Raw genomic sequence first — 22312 nt, 5'->3', positions numbered from 1 at the left:
CGAGTCCGGTCGACCCTGCCCGGGGAGCGGGCCGGGCCGTGCCCGCGGGGCCGGTCCGTCCGCGTCCGCGCCGTCGGTCCCGGGCCGCACCCGCACGCCCCCGACCAGGCCCGTAGCCCCGCGGGGTCGCACTTGTGACGACACCACTACACCTTCCTCCGCCCACCGGCTGACCTTGTGTCAGCCCGCCAGTAAGGTGGGGTCGTTCACCGGCAAGGTGGGGGGTTTTCTGGGTGCGGCCGTACTTCTTCTTCAGCTACGCGCGGCGGGACCACCTGGCCGGGGGTGCCTTCGTCGACCAGTTCTTCACCGACCTGCGGGACGAACTGGCCCGGATCGAGCCCGAGGCCGGACCGGGCGAACTCGCCTACCGGGACACCGAACGGCTGCGGATCGGCGACGACTGGGAGCGGCAGCTCTCCCGGATGCTCGGCGCCAGCCGCACCATGGTCGCCCTCTACTCGCCCGCCTACTTCGCCAGCCCCTACTGCGGCAAGGAGTGGACGGCCTTCGACGGCCGGACGCGGCGCCACGAGGAGCAGACCGGGGAGAGCGTCCCGGCCCTCATCCCCGTCCTGTGGGAGCCGCCGCCCGAGGACCTGCCCGCCGAGGTCCGGCGGATCCAGTACATGCAGCACGACTTCGGCGCCGAGTACGCCACCGGCGGGCTGCGCCACCTGCTGCGGACCGACCCGCAGGGCACCGCGTACCGCAAGGTGGTGCGGGTGATCGCCGAGCGGATCCGGGAGGCCGCCTCCTGGCGGGTCGCCGAGCTGCGCGACCTCGACCTCGGGCAGGTGGAGGGCTGCTTCCCGGTGGAGGAGGCCGCCCCGGTCGCCGCCCGCAGCAGCCTGGTCCGGCTCTTCGTCGCCGCCCGGCGGGCCGGCGACCCGCCCGCGGTCGTGGGCGGGGCCGGCGCGGTCAACGGCGACCGGTTCCCGGCGCAGCGCTCCGAGGCGGACAGCGTGCGGACCGACCGGGCCGCCGCGGGCGGCGACCTCGCCGACGGCCGTCCCGGCGGCCCGGACGGGCCCTACCAGGGCGGGTGGTACGGCGCGCACCCCCGCGACTGGGCGCCCTACCACCCGCCCCGGCTGCCCTCGTTGGCGGTCCAGGCCCAGCAGGTGATCACCCGGGCCGGGCACAGCACCAGCCTGGAGACCGTCGGCCCGGACCTCGCCGACGCGCTCGACCGGGCCCGGGAGAACAACGAGGTCAGCGTCCTGCTGGTGGACCCGTGGGCGGCCGGCGCCGAGCCCTTCCGGCAGGCGCTGCGCGACTTCGACCGGCAGAACCACCCGGTCACCGCCGTGCTGCTGCCCGACAGCACCGACGACCCGCCGGCCGGTCCGGCGCGCGCCCGGCTCTGGGAGGGGGTGCGCGAGGTGTTCGCGCGCACCTGGTTGCACCGGTCCGGTCCCGAGCCGCTCTTTCGCATCCACATCCGGCGGGAACGATTCGAGCGTGAGCTGCTCTCGACCGTGACCGTCGCCCAGAACCGCCTGCTCGACCAGCTGGACGACGACCCGGTCGCCGCCCGGGCCCAGTTCGGGCTCGGTCCGGACCCGCGACCGATGCCCGGCCTCACCATCCCGGCCTGGCCGCCCGTACCGCCGGAACCGCCCGCTTCCCCGGGCCCGCCCCTCCCGCGCCCGGGCAACGCCCCCGGAACGGGGAACACTCCCGGGGCGGGCGCCGGGGCCGGAGGCGCGCCGGGGCCGAGGGGCGCCCTGCGCGAGGAGACCGTGCCCCTGACCAACCGGGCGCCCAGTGAAGGAGAAGCGGACCGATGAGCGTTGAGCACGCCGCCCTCGCGGACCACGGGTCCGCGGCCCTCGCGACCCCCGGCACCGGCACGGTCGTCACCTTCTACTCCTTCAAGGGCGGCACCGGCCGCACCATGGCGCTCGCCAACCTGGGCTGGATCCTGGCCAGCCAGGGACTGCGCGTGCTGGTGGTGGACTGGGACCTCGAAGCCCCAGGCCTGCACCGCTACTACCACCCGCTGCTGGTCGACCCCGAACTCCACGGCACCGACGGGCTGATCGACATGCTCCGGGCCTACGTCGACGAGGCGCTGCCCGGACCGGACCGCCGCGGCCCGGGCCCCGACCCCCGGGAATGGCTGTCCGCGCCCGGCCGGCTCGAGCAGTACCTGTGCGGCCTGGCCCTCGACCTCCCCGACGGCGGCAAGCTCGACCTGATGCCCGCCGGCCGGCAGAACGCCGCCTACTCGGCCGCCGTCACCAGCTTCAACTGGCGCAGCTTCTACACCCGCGCCGACATCCGCGGCGCCGAGTTCCTGTACGCGCTGCGCGAGCAGTGGACCGGCAACTACGACTACGTGCTGATCGACAGCCGGACCGGGGTCAGCGACACCTCGGGCATCTGCACCGTGCTGATGCCCGACACCGTCGTCGACTGCTTCACCCTCGGCGCCCAGAGCATCCGCGGCGGCGTCGACGCGGCCCGCGCCATCGTCGACGCCGACGAGCGCGAGATCCGGGTGCTGCCCGTCCCGATGCGGGTCGAGGACGCCGAACGGGCCGGACTCGCCGCCGGGCGCGACCTCGCCCACGACGCCTTCGACCCCTACCTCGAGCGCTGGCTGAGCCCCGAACGACGGGCGGGGTACTGGCGCGACGTCGAGGTGCCGTACAAGCCGTTCTACGCCTACGAGGAGGTGCCGGCCACCATCGTCGACCGGCCGCAGCAGGGCCGCAGCCTGCTCGCCGCCTTCGAACGGCTGGCCGCCTGGCTCACCGACGGCCGGGTCAGCGCCCTGCGCCCGCTGCCCGACCTGGCCCGGCGCCGCCTCTACGCCGCCTACCTGCGCACCGGCCGCACCCGCTCCCGCCAGGTGCACGTGAGCTACGCCCCCAAGGACCGGGTGTGGGCCGAGTGGATCTCCGAGACCCTGCGCGGCTTCGGCTACCTGGTCAGCCTGCACAGCGCCGCCGTCCCGCTCGACCCGGGACCGGTGCACGCCGCCGCGCTGCCCGAGACCGCCGGACCGCTGGACGGCGACGGCCGGCTGCTCGCCCTGCTCACCCCCGAGTACACCGCCCTGCCGCGCGCCCGGGAGATCTGGCGCCGGCTCACCGGCCAGGCGCCGGTCGGCGACTCCGGCGGCCTGCTCGCGGTGCGGATCGGCGGGGCGGAGGGCATGGAGCCGCCGCAGTTCGCCGGACACCGGGCGCTGGACCTCGCGCTCGGCTCGGCGGAGCAGGCCGAGGCCCAGCTGTTCGAGCTGATCGGACCCGCACCCGGCGCCGGACGCTGGATGGAGACCGCCGGGACCGGCGAGACCACCGTGCCGCACCCGGCCCGGTTCCCGGACGGCCGCCCCCCGGTGCAGGAACTGCCGCCCCGGCTGCCGACCTTCACCGGCCGGATGCGCCTGCTGGAGGCCGTCCGCGACGGCTTCACCGCGGACAGCGACGCCGCGCCCGTCCAGGTGCTCTACGGCATCGGCGGGGTCGGCAAGTCCCAGGCCGCGATCGAGTACGCGCACCGCTTCGCGGCCGGCTACGACGTGCTGTGGTGGGTCCCGGCCCAGCAGCCCGCGGTGATCCCGCAGAAGCTCGCCGAACTCGCCCCCGGCCTCGGCCTGGAGACCGACGGCGACGTCACCAGGACGGCCCGCGCCGTCCTCGACGCGCTCGCCAGCGGCCGGCCGTACCACCGCTGGCTGCTGCTCTTCGACAACGCCGAGGACCCGGAGCTGCTGGACCCCTGGCTGCCCGCCGCCGGCCCGGGCGGCCACGTCCTGGTCACCTCCCGGGACCGGCGCTGGGCCCGCCGCCCGGGCCGCACCGAGGTCGAGGTGTTCGACCGGGCCGAGAGCGTCGAACTCGTCCGGCACTTCAACAGCGGGGTGGAGCGAGCCGACGCCGAACGGATCGCCGAGCTCCTCGGCGACCTGCCGCTCGCCGTCGGCCAGGCCGCCGCCTGGCTGCAGGAGACGCCGATGCCGGCCGCGACGTACGCGGACCTGCTGGACGAGACGCTGACCGACATCCTCGACCGCTCGGTGCGGGGGACGCCGGTGGCGGTGGCGGCGGAGGAGGAGGCCGACGACGGGGGCGGCCCGGCGGGACGCGGTGCTGCCGCGGAGGGCCTCAATGCCACCGCCACGGCAGCCACCTGGCGGATCGCCGGGTCCGACCTGCGGAGGATCAACGCTCCCGCCGCCCGTCTGCTCGAAGTCTGCGGCTTCCTCGGCCCCGAGGCCATCCCGATCCCCATCCTGTACAGCCCACCGGTGATCGAGGCGATCGGGCTCCCTCCGGGCACCTCCGACCACCGGCTCGAGGTCGGCGAGATCCTGCGCACCTGCAACCAGTTCAACCTGGCCCGCTACGACCACACGGCCGGGACGCTGGTGGTGCACCGGATCGTCCAGGCCCTGCTGCGCGAGCAGGTCGGCGAGGCCGACCGCGCACGGGTCCGCGGCGCCGCCCACCGCGCCCTCGCCCTCGCCGACCCCGGCGATCCGGACACCCCGCACCAGTGGCCCCGGTACGCCGAACTCCTGCCCCATCTGTGGCCCTCGGGAGCAGCCGATTCCACCGACCCGGCGGTCCGGCAGTGGATCGTCAACTCGGTCCGCTACCTGTGGCGGCGCAGCCTCCACGACGCCGGGCGCGAGCTGGCAGAAGGCGTGCTCGCCCGGTGGCGGGAGGCCGGACCGCAGGGCACCGAGGCGGACGTCAAGGTCCAGCTGCTGCGCGTCCAGCTCGGCAACATCCAGCGCAGCCTGGGCCTGGTCCGGGAGGCGTACGAGACGGACCGGGACGCCTTCGACCGGCTGACGGAGCTGGTCGGGCGGGACCACCCGGACACCTTTCCGGCGGCCACCAGCCTCGGCGGGGACCTCCGGCACCTGGGTCGCTACCAGGAGGCCCGGGAACTCGACGAAGTCACCTTGGCCGCCGCCCGTCGGGTGCTCGGATCCGACCACCGTCGCACCCTGATGGTCGAGAACAACCTCGCGGTCTCCATCATGCTGGTCGGGGACCTCGGCGAGGCGCTGGCGAGGCACGAGGTGCTCTACCACCGGAAGCTGGAGCTGTTCGGCAGGCGCAGCCCGTTCACGGTCCTCGACGGGCTCCTCCGCGGGCACCTGCTCCGCGAGGTGGGGCGGCCCGCCGAGGCCCTGTCGCGACTGGACAAGACGGTGCGCCGGAGCCGGGACGTGTTCGGCGAGCACCACGACGAGACCCTGCTCGCCCGGCGCTACCGCAGCGCCACCCTGCGTCGGCTGGGCAGGCTCCCGGAGGCCCTGGTCGAGGCGGAGGACGTCCACCGGCAGTTGTACGGGCGCTACGGGCTCGATCATCCCGGCACCGCCGGTGTGGCCGGGACCCTCGCGGCGGTCCTCGGTGCGCTCGGGGACGGCGGCCAGGCCGTCGTGCTCGCCGACGAGTCGTACCGGTACCACCGCGACCACCTCGGCGAGGGCCACCCCATGGAGCGTCTGGCGGCAGGCAACCTGGCCGTGGCGCTCCGGCGGGCCGGCCGGTCGGAGGAAGCCCGGTCGATGGCCGGCGAGGTGGCGGACGACCTGCTCAGACTGCTCGGCGACCGCCACCCGTGGGTTGCGGTCGCCCGGTTCAACCGGGCGAACGACTCGGCTCGTGAGGGGGCGTACGGCGAAGCGGTGACGCTCACCACGGCGGCCGTGCGCACCCTGGGCGGGCGACTCGGTCAGGACCACCCCGACACCCTGGCCGCCTCCGCGAACCTCGCCCTGGCGCTCACCGCGCTCGGCGACCCCGAAGGGGCGGTGCTGGGCGCGCGGACCCTCTCCCGGGCCCGCGCCGTGCCGTACCTCGGCGAGAACCACCCGCTCACCGAGTCGATCCGGGTGAAGGAGTGGCTGGACACGTCGATCGAACTGCCGCCGGCGTAGCCGCGGGCGGACGCCTGCCGAAAGGGAACTGACGATGGAGCCGACCGCAGAGACGTACACGGTGACCGAGCGGACCGAGGAACGCCTCGCCGGGCCGCGTCCCGGCCTCGCCGAACTGGCGGGGCTGGACGCCGGCGTGCTGGCGAGCCACCTCGAACTCGCGCTGCTCGGTGTCGGGGCCCGTCCGGTCTCACCGTTCGACTCTGCGATCTGAGCACCAGGATTAGCCCGGGTCGGCGGTTGGAAACGTGCCGTCATGACGTTTCCTCCGCCGCCGATCACGCAGTTCGTCCTCAAGGTCCACAGCCGGTGCGACCTCGCCTGCGACCACTGCTACGTGTACGAGCACGCCGACACCGGCTGGCGGTCCAGACCGCGTGCCGTCCCGGAGGCCGTGCTGGCGCGGGTCGCGGAGCGGATCGGGGAGCACGCGGCCGGGCACGGGCTGACCGCCGTCCGGGTCGTCCTGCACGGCGGTGAGCCGCTGCTGGCCGGGCCGGAGGTGTTCCGGCGGGCGGCCGGGCTGCTGCGGGCGGCGCTGCCCGAGGTGTGCGAACTCGACCTGAGGGTGCACACCAACGGCGTCCGGCTGGACGCGGCCTACTGCGAGCTGTTCGACGAACTCGGCATCCGGGTCGGCATCTCGCTGGACGGGGACCGGGCCGCCAACGACCGGCACCGCCGGTTCGCGGACGGCAGGTCGAGCCATCCGCAGGTGCTGCGGGCGGTCGGGCTGCTGCGCGAACGGCGGTTCCGGCACCTGTACTCGGGGCTGCTCTGCACCGTCGACGTGGCGAACGACCCGGTGGCCGTGTACCGGGCGCTGGCCGGACTGGAGCCCCCGGCCGTCGACTTCCTGCTCCCGCACGCCACCTGGGACCGGCCGCCGGAACGCCCGGACGGGCTCGGCCCGACGCCCTACGCGGACTGGCTGCTGACCGTGCACGGGCACTGGGAGGCGGACGGCCGTCCGTTCGCCGTCCGGACCTTCGACTCGGTGCACCGGACACTGTCGGGGCTGCCGGGCCTGAGCGAGGCGCTCGGGCTGGAGCCGGTGGACCTGGTGGTGCTGGAGACGGACGGTACGTACGAGCAGGCGGACAGCCTGAAGACCGCGTACGACGGTGCGCCCGCGACCGGGATGGACGTGTTCCGGCATGCGGTGGACGAGGTCGCCGGGCATCCGGGCATGGCGGCGCGGCAGTCGGGTCTGGAGGGGTTGAGTGCTACCTGCCAGGTCTGTCCGGTGGTGCGCTCCTGCGGGGGCGGGCTGTACGCGCACCGGTATCGGGAGGGTTCGTTCGACCACCCTTCGGTGTACTGCGCGGACCTGAAAGCGCTGATCGACGGGCTGGCGGCCCGGGCGGGGGCCGTGCGGCGGCCCGCCGCACCGACAGTCGACCTGGCCGGCCCGGGGCTCTCGGACGAGCAGATCGACGAACTGTCGCTCGGCTTGGGCGGCCCGGAGACCGTCCGTGCGCTGGCCCGGTCCCAACTCGCCCTCACCCGAACGATGCTGGCGGCGGTGCACGGCTCCTCGGGGGTGGCGCGCTCGGAGGCGTGGGAGCTGCTGGCCGACCTCGATTGCTCTGAACCGGCCGCCGTGGACGCGGTGTTCTCCCACCCGTACGTCCGGGCGTGGGCGGCGCGGCGGTTGAGCGGCGACCCGGCGGCGGGGCTCGGCACCCTGGCCGAGCTGGCGGCGGCCGCGGCGGTGCGGGCGGGGCGGGGGGACACGGTGGCGGTGCCGGTCCGGGACGGGGTGCTGCACCTGCCGACGCTGGGGCGGCTGGTGCTGGGCAGGGGCGTGCGGGAGGCGTCGGTGACCGGCGGGCGGGCCGGCTGGACGGCGCGCACCGAGGGCGGTGCGGTCGCCGGTCCGGGTGACGCGCGTTGGCAGCCGCTCCGGAGAGTCGGGAGGGGGATCGCGCTGGAGGACGTGGACCCGCAGCGGGGGGTGCACCGGTGGCCGGTGGAGGAGCGGTTGGCCGGTGCCGAGTACCGGCGCTGGGCCGGCGACTTCCGGGAGGCGGCGGACCTGCTGGACCGCGATCTGCCCGAGTACGCGGCCGGCCTGTGGGAGGGACTGACCACCGTCACACCGTTGCAGCGGAGATCTGACGGCCACGACGTCAGCTCGGCCGCCCGCCAGGCCTTCGGCGCGGTCGCGATCGCGCGGCCGCGCGGAGCGGAGACGCTGGCGTTGTTGTTGGTGCACGAGTTCCAGCACGTGAAGCTGGGCGCGGTACTGGACCGGGAGGAGTTGTACGACCGGGGCGACACCAGGTTGTTCGAGGCGTTCGGGCTGACGCCGAGACCGATCGGCTCCCTCTTCCAGGCCGTCTACGCCCACCTGGCCGTCACGGCGTTCTGGGGCACCCGAGCGCAGGACACCGAGCCGGCCCGCTCCCGGTTCGTCCACTGGCGGACCCTGACGGACGAGGCTGTGGATTTGCTGGCCGACAGCGGAGCGCTGACCCCGCTGGGAAAGCGCTTCGCCGACGGCGCGAGGGCGTCGGTGGATCCCTGGCTGCGGTCCATCGAGGGCTGATGCCGCCCGGCCGCTCCCGCGCGTCGCGGGAGCGGCCGGGGTGGGGTGTTCAGTGGGTGAGGTGGTCGAACTCGCCGGCCTTGGCAGCTTGGAGCCAGGCGGTGAGCTTGGCCTTGGTGGTGGTGATGGTTATGGCGGGTTCGTCGGATTCGCGGACGCGGATGAGTTCGCCGTCAGACGCGATCTCGACGCACTCGGCGGCGTCTCCGCTGAAACTTGACTTCTGCCAGTTGAGCTTCCGCATGGCTACCTCCCCAGGAGTTTGTAACGGACGTGCTGGATCATGCCCCACGAGTCGCGAAAGGCGGGAGAGGGCCCGGACACACTGGCATTCAGCGGAGGGAGCGCCATGCCCTTGAGCCGGTCGAACTTCCGTCGAAACGCGGCCACCCCCTCAGGGTCTCCCACGAACGTCGGGCCGTGCGGGTTTTCCAGCAGGATGGTGTCCAAGCGGGCGTGTGCGCCGTGCATCAACAGGAATGCCGTGTCGGTCGAGGCGTAGACCGTGGAGTCGAACGGAAGGATCTGGATTGTCACATGAGGTAGGTGTGCCATCTCGATCAGGTGGTTCAGCTGCTCTCGCATGACAGCCGGTCCGCCGTACATCATGTGCAGGGCCGCTTCATGGATGACCGCGTGGAAGGGCTGGGCGTTCTCCGCTGTAATCATCTGCTGACGTCGGAGCCGGAATTCGACCTTCTTCTCGGCGTATTCGTGGATCACTTCGATGTACGCCTTGGTCTGGAGGAAGCCGGGGATCAGGTGCGTCTGATAGTTGATGAACGCGGTCGCTGATGCCTCGAACTCGGCCAGGTCGAGAGCCTCCGGCACCACATGAGGCCGGTACTCGGTCCACCAGCCCTTCCCGTTGCTCTGACACATGGCGATGAGGCCCTCCCGGTACTCGGCGTCGTTGACGCCGCAGGTGTCGAGCCAGAGCGCGAGTCGCTCAAGGTTGAGGCCGAGCCTGCCGGCTTCGGTGTGGCTGACTGCCGGACCCTTCATCCCGAGAGCCTCGCCGATCTCGGCGGCGGACAGTCCTGCGGCGTTTCGGAGACGTCTGAGCTCATCGCCGAATCGGCGCTGCCGTTCGCTGATGTCGGTCCTGAATCCCACGTGCGTGCCTTTCTGTGCGGACGAGCGACCTCGAACCCGAAGCCTACGGAAAGTGTAGGGCTGATCGCAGAGCGTGTTGCACAGTTGAGGTGTTCTGGCCTACAGTTGCTAACGATCTCGCCGGAAGGTCTGTCAGTAGGTCTCATCTTCAAGGCAGTTGCTGTCGAGCTGCCCCGGAGCCGAAGAATTCACGGCGACAGACCCCAGGTGTGTCCGACCTACACCGCAGGGAGCATTCCCGTGTGTAACCCCGACCTCAACTCCCCCTCCCTCGCTCTCGCCCGGCAGTCGTTGCGCGACACGATGGTGCGCGCCGGGTGGGACGACCACCGCATCTTCGACGCCGAGCTCGCGCTCGCCGAACTCATCGTCAACGCCTGGCGGCACGGCCGCACCGCCGCTCCCGTCGTCCTCATCGCCACCCTCGGCCGCACCCTCCGGGTCTCCGTCGGGGACGAGAGCCACACCCTCCCCGAGCAGCACCTTTCCTCCGCACTCGGCGAACTCGCCGAGTGCGGACGGGGCCTCCAGCTCGTCGAGGGGCTCACCCACCGCTGGGGCGCCGACCCCCAGAAGAGAGGCAAGCTGGTCTGGTTCGAGCTGGACTCCGCCGCGTGACCGTGGCCCTCGCCCTGCTCCTCCTCGCCTCGGCGCTGGTCGGGGCGGTCGGCGAGGTGCTGACGCGATCGCTGCGGGACCGGGTCGAGCGAGCGGGCAGCACGCTCGACCCCTAGGTGCCATCTATGGCACCAAGCCCTCGCCCGAACCCCGGGCGAGGGCGCACCACGTAAACTCCGGCCCTGTGAACGAGCAGCCTCCGGTCCTGGTCACCCGTCGTCTCGCGCCCGGCGTCGTCGAGCGCCTCTCCGCGCAGCTCCCGGCTGCCCTGCACGACTCCGAACTGCCGATGAGCCGCGAGGACCTGCTCACCGCCGTCCGCGGCCGCCGGGCGCTGATCACCACCCTGGACGAGCGGGTGGACGCCGAACTCCTGGACGCCGCCGGGCCCGACCTCCAGGTCGTCGCCAACCACGCCGTGGGCTACCACAACGTCGACGTGGCGGCCTGCGCCGAGCGCGGCATCACCGTCACCAACACCCCCGGCGTGCTGACCGCCGCCACCGCCGACATGGCCTGGGCCCTGCTCCTGGCCGCCACCCGCCGGCTCGGTGAGGGCGAGCGACTGCTCCGCTCCGGCGAACCGTGGGCCTGGGCGCCGACCTTCATGCTCGGCATGGAGCTGACCGGCACCCAGCTGGGCGTGCTCGGCATGGGCCGGATCGGGCAGGCGGTGGCCCGCCGGGCCAAGGGCTTCGACATGCCCGTCCGCTACCACAACCGCAACCCGCTGGCCCCCGAGCAGGAGGACGGCGCCGAGTGGCTGCCGCTGGAGCAGCTGCTCTCCACCTCCACCGTCCTGGTGGTCACCTGCCCGCTGAGCGAGGCCACCCGGCACCTGCTGGACGCCCCCCGGCTCGCCCTGCTGCCGCCCGGTGCGGTGGTGGTGTCGATGACCGCCGGGGTGGTCGACGAGGTGGCGCTCGCCGCAGCCCTGGAGTCCGGCGCGCTGTTCGCGGCCGCCGTCGACAACTTCGAGCGCGAGCCCGCCGTCCCCGCCGCCCTGCTCGCCCAGGACCGCGCCGTGCTCGCCCCGCACCTGGGCAGCGCCACCGTCCGCACCCGCCAGGCGATGGGCAACCTGGCCGTCGACAACGTCCTCGCCGTCCTCGCCGGAAAGGACCCGCTCACCCCGGTGGCCCGGTAGCGGTCGCCCGGTTCGGGCCCGCCTCGCCGACCGGGGTCAGTCGCCGATGAATTCCAGGTAGCTGCCCGGCGTCGCCGCACATTGCGCGAGGAGTGCGTCGAGGTCGAGGAGGGCCGCCCGCTGCCGCTCGTCGGAGCATGCGCGGACGAGGGCGGCGACCTCCGCACGGGCGGCTCCGGCTTCCTGCTCGTTGAAGAGCGTGTCGCCGTACGGGTCCACCCGACCCAACCTGCCCGACCTGTCGAGGTCGAGCGTGCTCAGTGTCTGAGCGAGCGCCTCGCCGTGCCGGTACGACCCGCGCAGCAGTGTGGCCCGGGACGAGCCCTTGCCCGGCCTCCCGGAGTGCAGTTCCAGCTCGATGCCCACGAATCTCCCACCGTCTCGGCTGATACCGGCTGATATCAGCCGTCAAGCATCGCAGAGACCGCGTCCGGACCCGTTCAGTACTCCCGGTCGCCCGCGCCGTTCACGTCGCGGCGGGCCTGCCAGGTGGTGTGCTCGCGGGAGACGGCGTCCTCGGCGTCGCGGGAGAAGCGGGCCCAGAGCTCCTCGGCCTCGGGCGAGCCGACGTCGAGGCTCGCCAGCTGCGCCCGGATCAGGGCCAGTTCGTCGGCGGCCAGCCCGTACGCGGCGGCGAGCGGGCGGTACTGGCGCAGCTGGGCCCAGGCGGTGACGGAGGCGGCCACGGCGGAGACCGCGCCGAGGGCGTCGAAGGAGAACATCCCCAGCGCCCGCAGCACCGCGAGCACCAGCCCGAGCAGCGGCAGCACCACGCCCGCCACCCCGGTCCAGAAGCCGGCCCGGGCGCAGTAGCGGGACTTGGAGCGGTACCAGTCCTGCTGCACCTCGATCCGCTCGCGCAGGTAGACGTCCCGGCGCAGCGCGAGCGGCTGCTCGCGCAGGGCGCGCATCGCGGGGGTGATCTGGCTCCCGGCGGGCCGGCCGGCCAGGCCGGGGCCGATCGCGCGGCTGCCGCGGAAGGCGTGCAGCACCCGGCCGAGCTGGAGGCCGTAGAGGCCCTCGGCGTCCGGCAGCGGCCGGGGCGGCGGCTGGACGGCGTCGGCCCGGACGGCGAACTTCCAGGCGAGGGTCTTCACCGATTCGGCGGCGGCCCGGCCCTCGTACCAGAGGCCCTGCGGGTTCTGCCGGCTGGTGACGGCGGAGAGGCCGATCGCGCCGAGGTAGGCGACGGCGGCGAGCCAGGCCCACGGCCGGCCGTCGGCGGAGCCGGCCGTGGCGGCCGCGACCAGCAGCAGCAGCTCGGCGGCGGAGAGCCGGACGGCCCGGTGCTGCCCCTGCTGGGAGGCCGAGTCGGCCGCCCAGAACAACTCCGGCAGCAGCTCGCGCTCCCGCACCGAACGGCCCGCCCCACCCGTGCCCGACGTCATTCCGTCCCCCCGCCCGCAGCTCCACCACCCGCCCCGGCGGTTCTGCCCCGGCGGACGGCCCGGTACGCCTGGGCGGGCAGCCGGTTGCGCCCGGGTGGACAGGCCGGGACGGGAGGGTCGGGGCAGCCCGGCGCGGACGGGCCGGGGCGGGCCGGGGGCGGGCGGGGCACCGGGGCGGCGCGGCCGTCCAGGACGGTCGGCGCAACGGTCGGCCGGTCGGCGTAGCGGTCCCGGTACCGCCCGCCGCCTGCTCGTACGTCGATCGGACCGGCCGGGGCGGAGAAGCCCGGAAAGCAGTGGAAGGCCCCGGAAGGTCTCAGAACGTGTAGAAGATCCGGTCGGCGTTGTCGGCCATCTGCTTGGCGTTCCACTCGGTGCCGCCGGGCACGTTGCCGGAGCGGAACAGCGGCGGGGCGGCGCCCTCGCCGGCGAGGGCCGCGTCGGCCAGCCGCTCCACCGCCGAGGCGACCACGGCCTGCATCAGCGCGCTGGTGACGATGGTCGAGACCGGGCCGAAGGTGGTCTCGGCACCGGGGTGGGTCAGCTCGCCGTCGCCGACCGCGATCTTGTTGTCCAGGACGACGTCGCAGTGGTCCTTGAGGTAGGTGCCGGAGGAGTGCCCCGAGGGAACGGCCCCGGGGTAGGCCAGCGAGGTCAGCCCGACCACCTTGAGGCCCCGGGTCCGGGCGTACTGGGCCAGCTCCACGGGCATGGTCTGGCGGCCCGAGAGCGAGATCAGGAACAGCAGGTCGCCGCTGGTGGCGGGGGTGAGGTCGAGGGTGGTGGTGGCCAGTCCGGAGACCCGCTCCAGGGCGCTCGACAGCGGCGCCGGCATCACCGTGACCCCGGCCATGCCGGGGACCTCCAGCAGATTGATCGGCACCAGCCCGCCGGCCCGGTAGACCACGTCCTGGGCCGCCAGCGAGGAGTGCCCGGCGCCGAAGGCGAAGACCCGGCGGTTCCCGGCGATCGCCTCGGCGAGCAGCTCGGCGGCGGCCTCGATGTTCGCCGCCTCCTCGGTCCGCACCCGCTGGAGGTGGGCGATCGCGGCCTCGAAGTACCGGCCGACCAGCTCGCTCATCTGCTGCCTTCGCTCTCTGCCGGTGGGGGCCCCGGCCGGGTGGGGCGGCCGTGATGGTCCGGACCGCTGGTGGAGAAAGCTACGGCGAGCACCGTGCTGCCTCACCGGTGCCGCTGTCAACAGCCACGAAATGCCGCCCCCCGCAGCCCGGGGCGGGCCCGGTTGTCGTCGCGGTACGTCAGAATTGGCGGTGAGGACCCCGAGGAACGGAGCCAGCGGCGATGTCTGGGCTGATCGACACCACTGAGATGTACCTTCGCACCATCCTGGAGCTGGAGGAGGAGGGCATCACCCCGATGCGCGCCCGGATCGCCGAGCGCCTGGAGCAGAGCGGTCCCACGGTCAGCCAGACGGTCGGCCGGATGGAACGCGACGGGCTGCTCCGGGTAGCGGGCGACCGCCACCTGGAGCTGACCGAGGAGGGCCGCCGGCTCGCGGTGCGGGTGATGCGCAAGCACCGCATCGCCGAGTGCCTGCTGGTCGACGTGATCGGGCTGGAGTGGGAGCAGGTGCACGAGGAGGCCTGCCGCTGGGAGCACGTGATGAGCGAGACGGTCGAGCGCAAGGTGCTCGCGATGCTCGGCCACCCGACCCAGTCCCCGTACGGCAACCCGATCCCGGGGCTGGACGAGCTGGGCGACGCCAAGGCCGAGGGCGAGGGCTTCGACGCCGGGCTCGTCGCACTGGACACGGTGCTGCCGGGCGAGGACGGCGCTGACGTGGTGGTCCGCCGGATCGGCGAGCCGATCCAGACCGACGGCGACCTGATGCGCACGCTGCGCCGGGCCGGGGTCCGTCCCGGCTCCACGGTGCGGGTGACCGCCGGGGTCGGCGGGCTCATGGTGGGCTCCGGCGACAACGCGGCCGAGCTCGGCAAGGACATCGCCGCGCACGTCTTCGTCGCACAGGGCTGAGGGCGGCCGCCCGGGGGCCGAGGACGGACGCCCGGGCCGGGGGACGGTCCGCGCCCCGCGCTGGACGAGAACGGCCGGAAGGGCCCGGTGCTCCCCGTGCACCGGGCCCTTCCGCCCTCCCCGTTCCCTCCCGCTCCCGCGGCACCGGCCTCCCCGAACCCGGCCGGTACCGCGGCCCCCGCCCTTCCCCCCGTCCCCTCCGGTTCCCCTCCGTCCCTCCCGTCCGCCCCGCCCGGCTTCCCCGACCGAGCGCCCCTTCCGGCGGCCCCTCACAGGGGAATTCCTGCCACTCGGCCGATCATGGCAATCCTTGAGCGTTGTCACTCGTACGAGGGGCTTTCGCCGTTGACCAGCGGGTACACCGAACCCTTATCCGCACATGCGTATGACGGGCCCGGTCTCCGGTGGGAGACCGGGCCCGTCACTCGCGCGCGGGGTGTCGCGCGTGGCACGCCCCTCACCCGATCGGCGTAGGGCGGCAGTCCTCGGAAGGGTCGGCCGTTCGTCGGTTCCCCGGTTTCCCGGTTCGGCCGTTCGGCGGTTCGGCCGTTCAGCGGGTCGAGGGGGCGGCCGTTCGGCGGGTCGCCGGCGGGGCGGCCCGGGCGGCGGTCAGCGCACCGCCGCGGGCTGGGCCGGTTGCGCCGCGGCGGCCGGCGCCTCGCGCCCGCAGGCGTAGGCCAGCGGATTGATCAGCTCGGCGGCGTCCGGCAGCCAGCGGTTGAGCGCGGAGGGCGAGCGGGCCCACTGGGCGAAACCGGTCGGGCCGACCCGGGACGGCGGGGCCACCGTCCAGTCGCCCTCGCCCCGGGCCACCAGGTCCAGCCGGGCCGGCGGCCAGCCCAGCTTGCGGAGCATCTCCGGCAGCTTGGCCGACACCCCGGGCAGCACCAGGAAGTGCAGCCGCCGCCCCGCCCGGCCCTGCGCGGCGGGAACGACCGCCACCGGGCCGAGCTGCAGGCCCATCCGCTCCATCCGGGCCAGCGCCAGGCAGCCCGCCACCTCCGGCACGTCCAGGACGTCGAAGGACCTGCCGGTCGGCAGCAGGATCGACGCCTCCGGCCGCTCCGTCCACCAGCGCCGTACCGCGCCCGGCCCCGCGCTCGCCTTGCGCGCCCAGTCCGAGTCGATCGGGTGGGCACCGGGCAGCGCGCAGCGCGGCTCGCCGCACGAGCAGCGGGCGGGGCCGTCGCCGTCGATCAGCCAGGCGCCCGGGGCGACCTCCCAGTGACGGGTCTCGGCGTAGCTGACGGCTTCGACGAGCAGCGGGGGCAGTCCTGCGTCGGAGCCCTGGTCGGGGGAGTCGGGGGTGTCTTCCACGGGCTGCTCAACTACCGTGCGTGAGGCGGGTTACGGTCGGGTCCCGGCCGTTCCGCCACGCGGTGGCAATTCACCCGAACCGGTGAGGCGGACCGTGCGGGAGCGCGCCGGGGGGAGGCAGGGTGGGCGCAATGGGGGCGCACGGGAGCATTTTGCCGGGCGCGTGGGGGGTGGGGATCGTCACCGTGGGTATCCCGCTGGCGTTGCTGATCGCTAACCTGGTGTCAGTTTCCTTGAACGGTCGGACAGTCGGCAACTCGGCAACAGAGATCAGCAGAAAGCGTCGCCCGCCGGCCGGGACCGGAGGGTGTGGGGAGGCGAAGCCCATGGCCGCGAGACCACTTGTCGCACGACAGCCCAACGAGCGCCTGCAGCAGCTGATCCAGGAGGCCAGCTGCTCCAACGCCGGTCTGGCACGGAGAGTGAACCTCTGCGGTGCCGAGCACGGTCTTGACCTGCGCTACGACAAGACCTCCGTCGCACGCTGGCTCCGCGGCCAGCAACCGCGCGGACAGGCGCCGGCGGTGATCGCCGAGGCGCTCGGACGCAAACTCGGGCGCAGTGTGTCGGTCGAGGAGATCGGCATGGCGGACGGCAAGAACCTCAGCTCCGGCATCGGGCTGCAGTTCGCGCCGACACTGGGCGCCGCACTCGAGCAGGTCTGCGAACTCTGGCGCAGCGACGTCGGGCGCCGGGACTTCCTGACCGGGGCGACCGTGGCGGCCTCCGCCCTGGTCGAGCCCAGCCGGGACTGGCTGATCACCCCGCCGGACCCGGTGGTGGCCCGCAGCGGCGGCACCCGGGTCGGCCCGACCGATGTCGCCGCGATCAAGGCGACCACCGCGATGCTGGTCGACCTGGACCACCGGTTCGGCAGCGGCCACGTCCGCCCGGTCGTGGTGCACTACCTCAACAGCGTGGTCTCCGGCCTGCTCGGCGGCTCCTACCGGGAGGAGACGGGCCGCCAGCTCTTCGCGGCCGTCGCCCGCCTGACCGAGCTGGCGGGCTACATGGCGGTGGACACCGGACAGCCCGGCCTCGCCCAGCGGTACTACATCCAGGCGCTGCGCCTGGCCCAGGCCGCCGACGACCGGGGCTACGGCGGGTACGTGCTGGCGGCCTCGATGAGCCACCTGGCGGCGACCCTGGGCAACCCGAGGGAGATCGCCCAGCTCGCCCGGGCCGCCCAGGAGGGGGCCAGGACGGTCGCTACCCCGACCGCGATGGCGATGTTCTACGCGGCCGAGGCGCGCGGCCACGCCCTGCTCGGCGACGCCCGGGCGTGCGAGGCGGTGGCCGCCAAGGCGCTGGAGATGATGGAGAAGCGCCGCCCGGAGGACGACCCGGACTGGATCGTCCACTTCGACGACGCCTACCTGGCCGACGAACTGGCCCACTGCCACCGGGACCTCGAACAGGCGGGCCAGGCCGAGCACTACGCCCGCCGGGCGCTCGACCTGCACCCGCCGACCCGGGTGCGGCGCCGGGCGGTGGACCTCGTCCTGCTGGCGACGGCTCAGCTCCAGCAGCGGGACGTGGAACGGGCCTGCGAGACGGGCGCGCAGGCGGTCCGGCTGCTGAGCGGTCTGCGTTCCAACCGGGGCGTGGAGTACCTGGACGAGTTCCGCCGGCGGCTGGAGCCGTACCGGGAGCAGCGGGTGGTCCGCGAGTTCCAGGCCAGGGCGGAGGCGGAGGCGGCCTGATCGGCCCTGGTGGCGCGGTGGCGGGGAGCGTGCGGGGACGGTGGAGGACGGACCGCCCACGTGGTCGGCCGGTTCGGTGAACCGGTAGCGTGGGCGCGACGTCCAAGGAACTGTGATGCTCCCAAGAACCGACGAGATGTGGTCCGCCGTCAGCGCGCGGTCGTGCACAGGTGAGGAATCGCGTTGAGCCAGCGCCGCTCGTACCCCAACTCCGGTGACTTCAATCTGGACGACCTGTTCCGTCCGGAGCCGGGACAGCAACCGGCCCAGCAGCCACCTCAGCAACCGGGGCAGCAGCCGCCTCAGCAACCGGTCCAGCAGCCCGGGCCGCCGTACGGTCAGCAGCCGGCCGCGCCGCCGTACCCGGGCCCGCCGCCCGGCCCGCAGCCCGGCCCCTACCCGGGCCAGGCCTCCGGGCAGCCCGAGTACTTCGGCGACAGCGTGCTGCCCACCCAGGCCATGCCGGTCCAGCAGCAGGGGATGCCCGCGCCCGGCTGGGGCGGCGCGGCGCACCCCGGTCACCCGGCCGACCACAGCCAGGCCACCCAGTACCTGCCGCAGTACCCGGCGGCCGACCCGCAGGGCGCAGGCGGTTATCCCCCGGCCCGGCCGGGGTACGCCGACGGCCCCGCGCCGGACTACCCGGACCGGTCCGGCGCGGCCCCGGCCGGGCGCGGCGGCGGCCGCTCCTCCGGCAAGCTGGTGATCGGCGGCGTGGTGATCGGGGGCATCGCCGCGGCCGCCCTGGTCGCGGTGCTGATGAGCGGCGACGACAAGGGCGGGTCGAAGCCGCAGGCCGCCCCGGCGACCACCGGCGGTTCCACCACCGCCACCACCGCGCAGCAGGGCCCGGGCCCGACCACCGCCTCCGTCAACCCGGAGGTCAAGGCGCAGGCCCAGGCGCTCTCCGACCTGCTCGGCACCGCCAGCGACAGCCGGCAGGCGGTGATCGGCGCGGTCGCCTCGGTGCAGAAGTGCGAGAAGCTCCCCGAGTCGCAGCAGGCGCTGACCGCCGCGGCCGGCCAGCGGCGGGAGCTGCAGACCAAGCTCGCCGCGCTGAAGACGGACAAGCTGGCCGGCGGTCCGCAGCTGGTCGAGCAGCTGAACGCGGCGTGGGCGGCCTCGGCGTCCGCCGACGACGAGTACGCGGCCTGGGCCGGGGACGCGCAGAGCGGCTGCGACCCCAAGAAGAACGACAACCAGCACTACAAGAACGCCGTCGCCGCGAGCGGCACCGCCACCACCGCCAAGAAGCAGGCGTCCGGCCTCTGGAACACCGTCGCGGGCCAGACCGCCCTGCCCACCCGTACCGACGGCGACCTCTGAGTCCTCCCCGCCGGGGCTCGGCGGGGAACAACGGCGGAGGGCCCGACCACAGACCGTGGTCGGGCCCTCCGCCGTTCCCGGGGTGCGTGGGCGCGTGGGCGCGTGGACGCGTTCGCGGGGAGCGGGTCGGCTCAGGCGGGCGGCTTGCCGCCGGTGAGCACCCAGCGCACATCGACGAAGCCGGGCCGCTGCAGGGTCATCTGGCCGCCCTTGACCACCTGGAAGGTGACCCAGGTGTTCACCAGCCGGGGCGACTCGGTGCTCGGCAGCATGTTGGTGGTGGCCCAGTTCAGCGGCGGGGTGAGCCCGACGTCGATCGGCTCGCCGCCGTCCAGCAGGGTGGTCACGGCCTTGCTGGTGATCGTCTGCCCGGCCGCGGCCAGACGCTCGGAGATCTGCTTGAACACCTCGTAGGCGACCCAGGTGGTCTGCACCCCCGGGTCGGCGGCGTCGATGTGCCGATCGGAGTCGGCGCGGATCACCGTGCGCAGGCCGTCCCAGATCTTGGCCGACTCCGGCGGGTACCAGCCGGTCACGAACGCGCCGGAGAGCGGGCCGCTGTCGCCGCCGGTGGAGTCCACCACCGACTGCTGCACGCTGCCGATCACCGAGGCGATCCTGGTGTTCTTCGCACCGGTCCGGCGGAAGGCGTCGAGCAGGTTGCCGGTCGGCTCGGCGCCGAGCGCGCTGGTGACGCAGTTGCCGGCCTGGTCGGTGCCGATCGCCTTGCGGACCACCGGGCTGTAGTCGTTGGACTTCTCCGGTGCCTTGACGTCCAGCAGCTTGATCCCGGCCGGCTTGAGCGCGTTGCCGAGGTAGCCGAGCAGGTTGTCGCCGGCCGGGGTGTCCGGGCGGATCAGCGAGACGGCCTTGCAGCCGGCCTCCACCAGCTGGCGGCCGCTGCCGCCGATCAGGGCGGGCATGCCGCCGCCCACCGGGTAGGACAGCGGGCTGCTGAACTCCGGCTGGGACAGGCCGTAGCCACCGATCAGCGGGATGCCGGCGCGCTCCAGGACCGGCATGAAGTCGTCGCCGAACTGGCTGTAGGAGCCCAGCACCGCGACCGCCTTGGCGTCCACCGCCTGCTGGGCGCAGGTCCGGGCGCCGTCGGAGGTGTTGTGCTCGTTGCAGGTGATGACGTTGAGCCGACGGCCGTTGAGGCCGCCCTTGACGTTGAGGTCCTTGCCGATGGCCTCGGCCAGGGCGGTCATGCCGGGACGGTCGGCCGAGCCGGTGCCGGACGGTGCCCAGGTCATGACGGTGAGGTCGCCGCTACCGGTGGCGGCGTCGGCCGGTCCGCCGCACGCGGAGGCCGAGAAGAGGGTGGGAAGCAGCGCCGCGGCGGTCGCGACGGCCGCGATCGGGCGCCGGTTGCGCCGTCCTGCGATCGGGTTCATGGCCTGGGACGAGCCCCTTCGGCTGGTCATGGGTCTATCCCTCCCGGGGCGCTCTCTGCTGCGCACCTGGTCCAGCCAATCCCCGGTGCCGCAAGCCGAGAGGGCCGTAAAGCCAACAAACGACCAACGGCGGAGGAACTCCGGGCGTGAACGCGTGTAGATCGGGAGTGGAGCACGAACGGTAGGGGAACGTACGATCCATCTCCATGTCCGCCAGCACAGAATCTTCGTATCGGTCTGCCCGAAACCCTTCTCGTCCGGGCCACCGCTCCAGCACGATGGGCGGCATGCCGCTCAACGACCTGCCCTGGTGGCGCTGGCGGGCCCGACTCCGCTCGGCCCTGCACATGCTCTCCGACCCCGGGTTCCAGCGGGAGGCCTGGCTGGCCGGCCGCGAGGGGTACGGCGATGTGACCGATGCCGTCTACCGGCTGGTCGAGGACACCTGGCTGGACCGCTGGTCCGCCGAGAAGTACATCGGCACGATCTTCCGGGACCCGGCCGAGGCCACGCTGGTGGACCTCGCGGTGCTGCGGGTCGTGCAGATCCTGCACGAGGTCGGTGCGGACGCGCCGGCCGCCGCCTACCTCGGGCACCAGGACTGGCCGGAGGCGGTCCGGGCGGCCCGGGAGGCGCACGTCCTGCTGGCGGCCAACGACGGCGAGGACCCGGACGCGCCGCCGCGCTCGCTGGACATCCTGCGGATCCTGACCCAGGTCTGACCGGTCCGGCGGGCGGCCGACCTGCTGCTGGGCGGCGACCGACCGGCGGCCGGCCGGTCGGTCCGGGGCCGGTGCCCCGGTGCGGGCCGGTCCGTCCCGGAGTGCGGGCAGTCCGGCTGGGGGTGTCCCGGAGTGTGAAACGCTGGAGCATTCACACCAGCACGAGTTCAGGACGGGATACCCCCACGTGGAACAGCAGCCGGCCAGCGCCCAGTACGTCCTCACGCTGTCCTGCCCCGACAAGCAGGGCATCGTCCACGCGGTCTCCAGCTACCTCTTCATGACCGGGTGCAACATCATCGACAGCCAGCAGTTCGGTGACGGGGACAGCGGGCTGTTCTTCATGCGGGTGCACTTCTCGGCGGTCGAGCCGGTGACCGTCGACAAGCTGCGGGCCAGCTTCGCCGCGATCGGCGCCTCGTTCGGGATGGACTGGCAGATCCACCCGAGCGAGCAGAAGCTGCGGATCGTCCTGATGGTCAGCAAGTTCGGCCACTGCCTCAACGACCTGCTGTTCCGCACCCGGATCGGCGCGCTGCCGGTGGAGATCGCCGCGGTGGTCTCCAACCACACCGACTTCCGCGACCTCACCGAGGGCTACGGCATCCCGTTCCACCACATCCCGGTGACCAGGGAGAACAAGGCCGAGGCCGAGCAGCAGCTGCTGGACCTGGTCGCCAAGGAGAACGTCGAGCTGGTCGTGCTGGCCCGCTACATGCAGGTGCTGTCGGACAACCTCTGCACCGCGCTGTCCGGCAAGGTGATCAACATCCACCACTCCTTCCTGCCGAGTTTCAAGGGCGCCAAGCCGTACCACCAGGCGCACACCCGGGGCGTGAAGCTGATCGGCGCCACCGCGCACTACGTCACGGCCGACCTGGACGAGGGCCCGATCATCGAGCAGGAGGTGGCCCGGGTGACCCACGACATCACCCCGGACCAGCTGGTCGCGCTCGGGCGGGACGTCGAGTGCCAGGCGCTGGCGCGCGCGGTGAAGTGGCACAGCGAGCACCGGGTGCTGCTGAACGGCAGCCGGACGGTCGTCTTCGCCTGAGCCGTCCGTAGCGCCTGAGCCGTCCGTAACGGCCGGGCCGTCCGTAGCGCCCGAGCCGTCCGTC

The 22312-nt window shown here is 73.5% G+C and carries 18 protein-coding genes; 11 read left to right on the top strand and 7 right to left on the bottom strand.

Annotated features, from left to right (window positions below; all coding sequences use genetic code 11):
• The first annotated feature begins 233 nt into the window (after positions 1-233).
• The 4 genes from BLU95_RS17740 to BLU95_RS17725 are packed head-to-tail and all read left to right on the top strand — an operon-like array spanning position 234 to position 8465.
• Complete coding sequence (locus tag BLU95_RS17740; RefSeq protein ID WP_093860885.1) at positions 234-1793, top strand: TIR-like protein FxsC; 1560 nt, start codon at positions 234-236, stop codon at positions 1791-1793.
• Entirely contained in the window at positions 1790-5914 is a 4125-nt protein-coding gene (fxsT, locus tag BLU95_RS17735; protein ID WP_093860884.1) for an FxSxx-COOH system tetratricopeptide repeat protein, read from the top strand. Before BLU95_RS17740 ends, fxsT begins: the two co-directional genes overlap by 4 nt.
• A 34-nt stretch (positions 5915-5948) precedes the next feature.
• Positions 5949-6128: a hypothetical protein gene (locus tag BLU95_RS17730; RefSeq protein ID WP_093860883.1), complete on the top strand. Its 180-nt coding sequence runs from the start codon at positions 5949-5951 to the stop codon at positions 6126-6128.
• Positions 6129-6170: 42 nt separating this feature from the next.
• Positions 6171-8465 (top strand): FxsB family cyclophane-forming radical SAM/SPASM peptide maturase, encoded by a 2295-nt coding sequence (locus BLU95_RS17725; protein ID WP_093860882.1) that lies wholly within the window; start codon positions 6171-6173, stop codon positions 8463-8465.
• A gap of 49 nt (positions 8466-8514) precedes the next feature.
• Here BLU95_RS17725 and BLU95_RS17720 read toward each other — a convergent pair whose 3' ends face one another.
• Together BLU95_RS17720 and BLU95_RS17715 are read right to left on the bottom strand one after the other, a co-directional pair.
• Entirely contained in the window at positions 8515-8709 is a 195-nt protein-coding gene (locus BLU95_RS17720) for a DUF397 domain-containing protein (RefSeq protein WP_093860881.1), read from the bottom strand.
• A gap of 2 nt (positions 8710-8711) precedes the next feature.
• Positions 8712-9581 carry a helix-turn-helix domain-containing protein gene (locus tag BLU95_RS17715; protein ID WP_159424916.1) on the bottom strand — a complete coding sequence of 290 codons (870 nt, stop codon included), beginning with the start codon at positions 9579-9581 and terminating at the stop codon, positions 8712-8714.
• A 240-nt stretch (positions 9582-9821) separates the two neighbouring features.
• Here BLU95_RS17715 and BLU95_RS17710 point away from each other — a divergent pair, with 240 nt between their 5' ends.
• Positions 9822-10199: an ATP-binding protein gene (locus BLU95_RS17710; RefSeq protein ID WP_159424915.1), complete on the top strand. Its 378-nt coding sequence runs from the start codon at positions 9822-9824 to the stop codon at positions 10197-10199.
• A 184-nt stretch (positions 10200-10383) separates the two neighbouring features.
• Positions 10384-11346, top strand: coding sequence for a 2-hydroxyacid dehydrogenase (locus BLU95_RS17705; protein ID WP_093860879.1), 963 nt, complete (start codon positions 10384-10386; stop codon positions 11344-11346).
• 36 nt (positions 11347-11382) lie between these two features.
• Here the strand turns inward: BLU95_RS17705 and BLU95_RS17700 are convergent, their stop codons facing one another.
• The 3 genes from BLU95_RS17700 to BLU95_RS17690 all read right to left on the bottom strand — a co-directional run bounded on the left by BLU95_RS17700 (position 11383) and on the right by BLU95_RS17690 (position 13815).
• Positions 11383-11712, bottom strand: a complete 330-nt coding sequence (locus BLU95_RS17700) for a hypothetical protein (RefSeq protein WP_093860878.1) — start codon at positions 11710-11712, stop codon at positions 11383-11385.
• Positions 11713-11786: 74 nt separating this feature from the next.
• A complete protein-coding gene (locus BLU95_RS17695) occupies positions 11787-12734 on the bottom strand; it encodes a DUF4231 domain-containing protein (protein ID WP_093860877.1) in 948 nt (315 codons plus the stop codon).
• Between the two features lie 316 nt (positions 12735-13050).
• A complete protein-coding gene (locus BLU95_RS17690) occupies positions 13051-13815 on the bottom strand; it encodes an SIS domain-containing protein (RefSeq protein WP_093860876.1) in 765 nt (254 codons plus the stop codon).
• 221 nt (positions 13816-14036) lie between these two features.
• On the opposite strand from BLU95_RS17690, the gene BLU95_RS17685 reads away from it, so the two are divergent.
• Entirely contained in the window at positions 14037-14729 is a 693-nt protein-coding gene (locus BLU95_RS17685) for an iron-dependent transcriptional repressor DtxR (protein WP_093860875.1), read from the top strand.
• 609 nt (positions 14730-15338) lie between these two features.
• Here the strand turns inward: BLU95_RS17685 and BLU95_RS17680 are convergent.
• Positions 15339-16046 carry a bifunctional DNA primase/polymerase gene (locus BLU95_RS17680; RefSeq protein WP_093860874.1) on the bottom strand — a complete coding sequence of 236 codons (708 nt, stop codon included), beginning with the start codon at positions 16044-16046 and terminating at the stop codon, positions 15339-15341.
• Between the two features lie 326 nt (positions 16047-16372).
• On the opposite strand from BLU95_RS17680, the gene BLU95_RS17675 reads away from it, so the two are divergent.
• Positions 16373-17749 (top strand): NsdA family TPR-like regulatory protein, encoded by a 1377-nt coding sequence (locus tag BLU95_RS17675; RefSeq protein ID WP_030393555.1) that lies wholly within the window; start codon positions 16373-16375, stop codon positions 17747-17749.
• 183 nt (positions 17750-17932) lie between these two features.
• Positions 17933-19075: a hypothetical protein gene (locus BLU95_RS17670; protein WP_093860873.1), complete on the top strand. Its 1143-nt coding sequence runs from the start codon at positions 17933-17935 to the stop codon at positions 19073-19075.
• Positions 19076-19206: 131 nt separating this feature from the next.
• Here BLU95_RS17670 and BLU95_RS17665 read toward each other — a convergent pair whose 3' ends face one another.
• Complete coding sequence (locus tag BLU95_RS17665) at positions 19207-20502, bottom strand: ABC transporter substrate-binding protein (RefSeq protein ID WP_093860872.1); 1296 nt, start codon at positions 20500-20502, stop codon at positions 19207-19209.
• Between the two features lie 176 nt (positions 20503-20678).
• On the opposite strand from BLU95_RS17665, the gene BLU95_RS17660 reads away from it, so the two are divergent.
• The gene (locus tag BLU95_RS17660) at positions 20679-21194 is read left to right on the top strand and encodes an SCO4402 family protein (RefSeq protein WP_093860871.1); all 516 of its coding nucleotides are present in this window, start codon (positions 20679-20681) and stop codon (positions 21192-21194) included.
• A 187-nt stretch (positions 21195-21381) separates the two neighbouring features.
• On the top strand, positions 21382-22248 hold the full coding sequence (gene purU, locus BLU95_RS17655; RefSeq protein WP_093860870.1) for a formyltetrahydrofolate deformylase: 867 nt from the start codon (positions 21382-21384) through the stop codon (positions 22246-22248).
• The last annotated feature ends 64 nt before the right edge of the window (positions 22249-22312 follow it).

Source organism: Streptomyces sp. TLI_053 (assembly GCF_900105395.1).
Taxonomy (GTDB): Bacteria; Actinomycetota; Actinomycetes; order Streptomycetales; family Streptomycetaceae; genus Kitasatospora.
The sequence above is the reverse complement of the archived record's forward strand: the minus strand, read 5'-3'. Positions and strand labels throughout refer to the sequence as shown.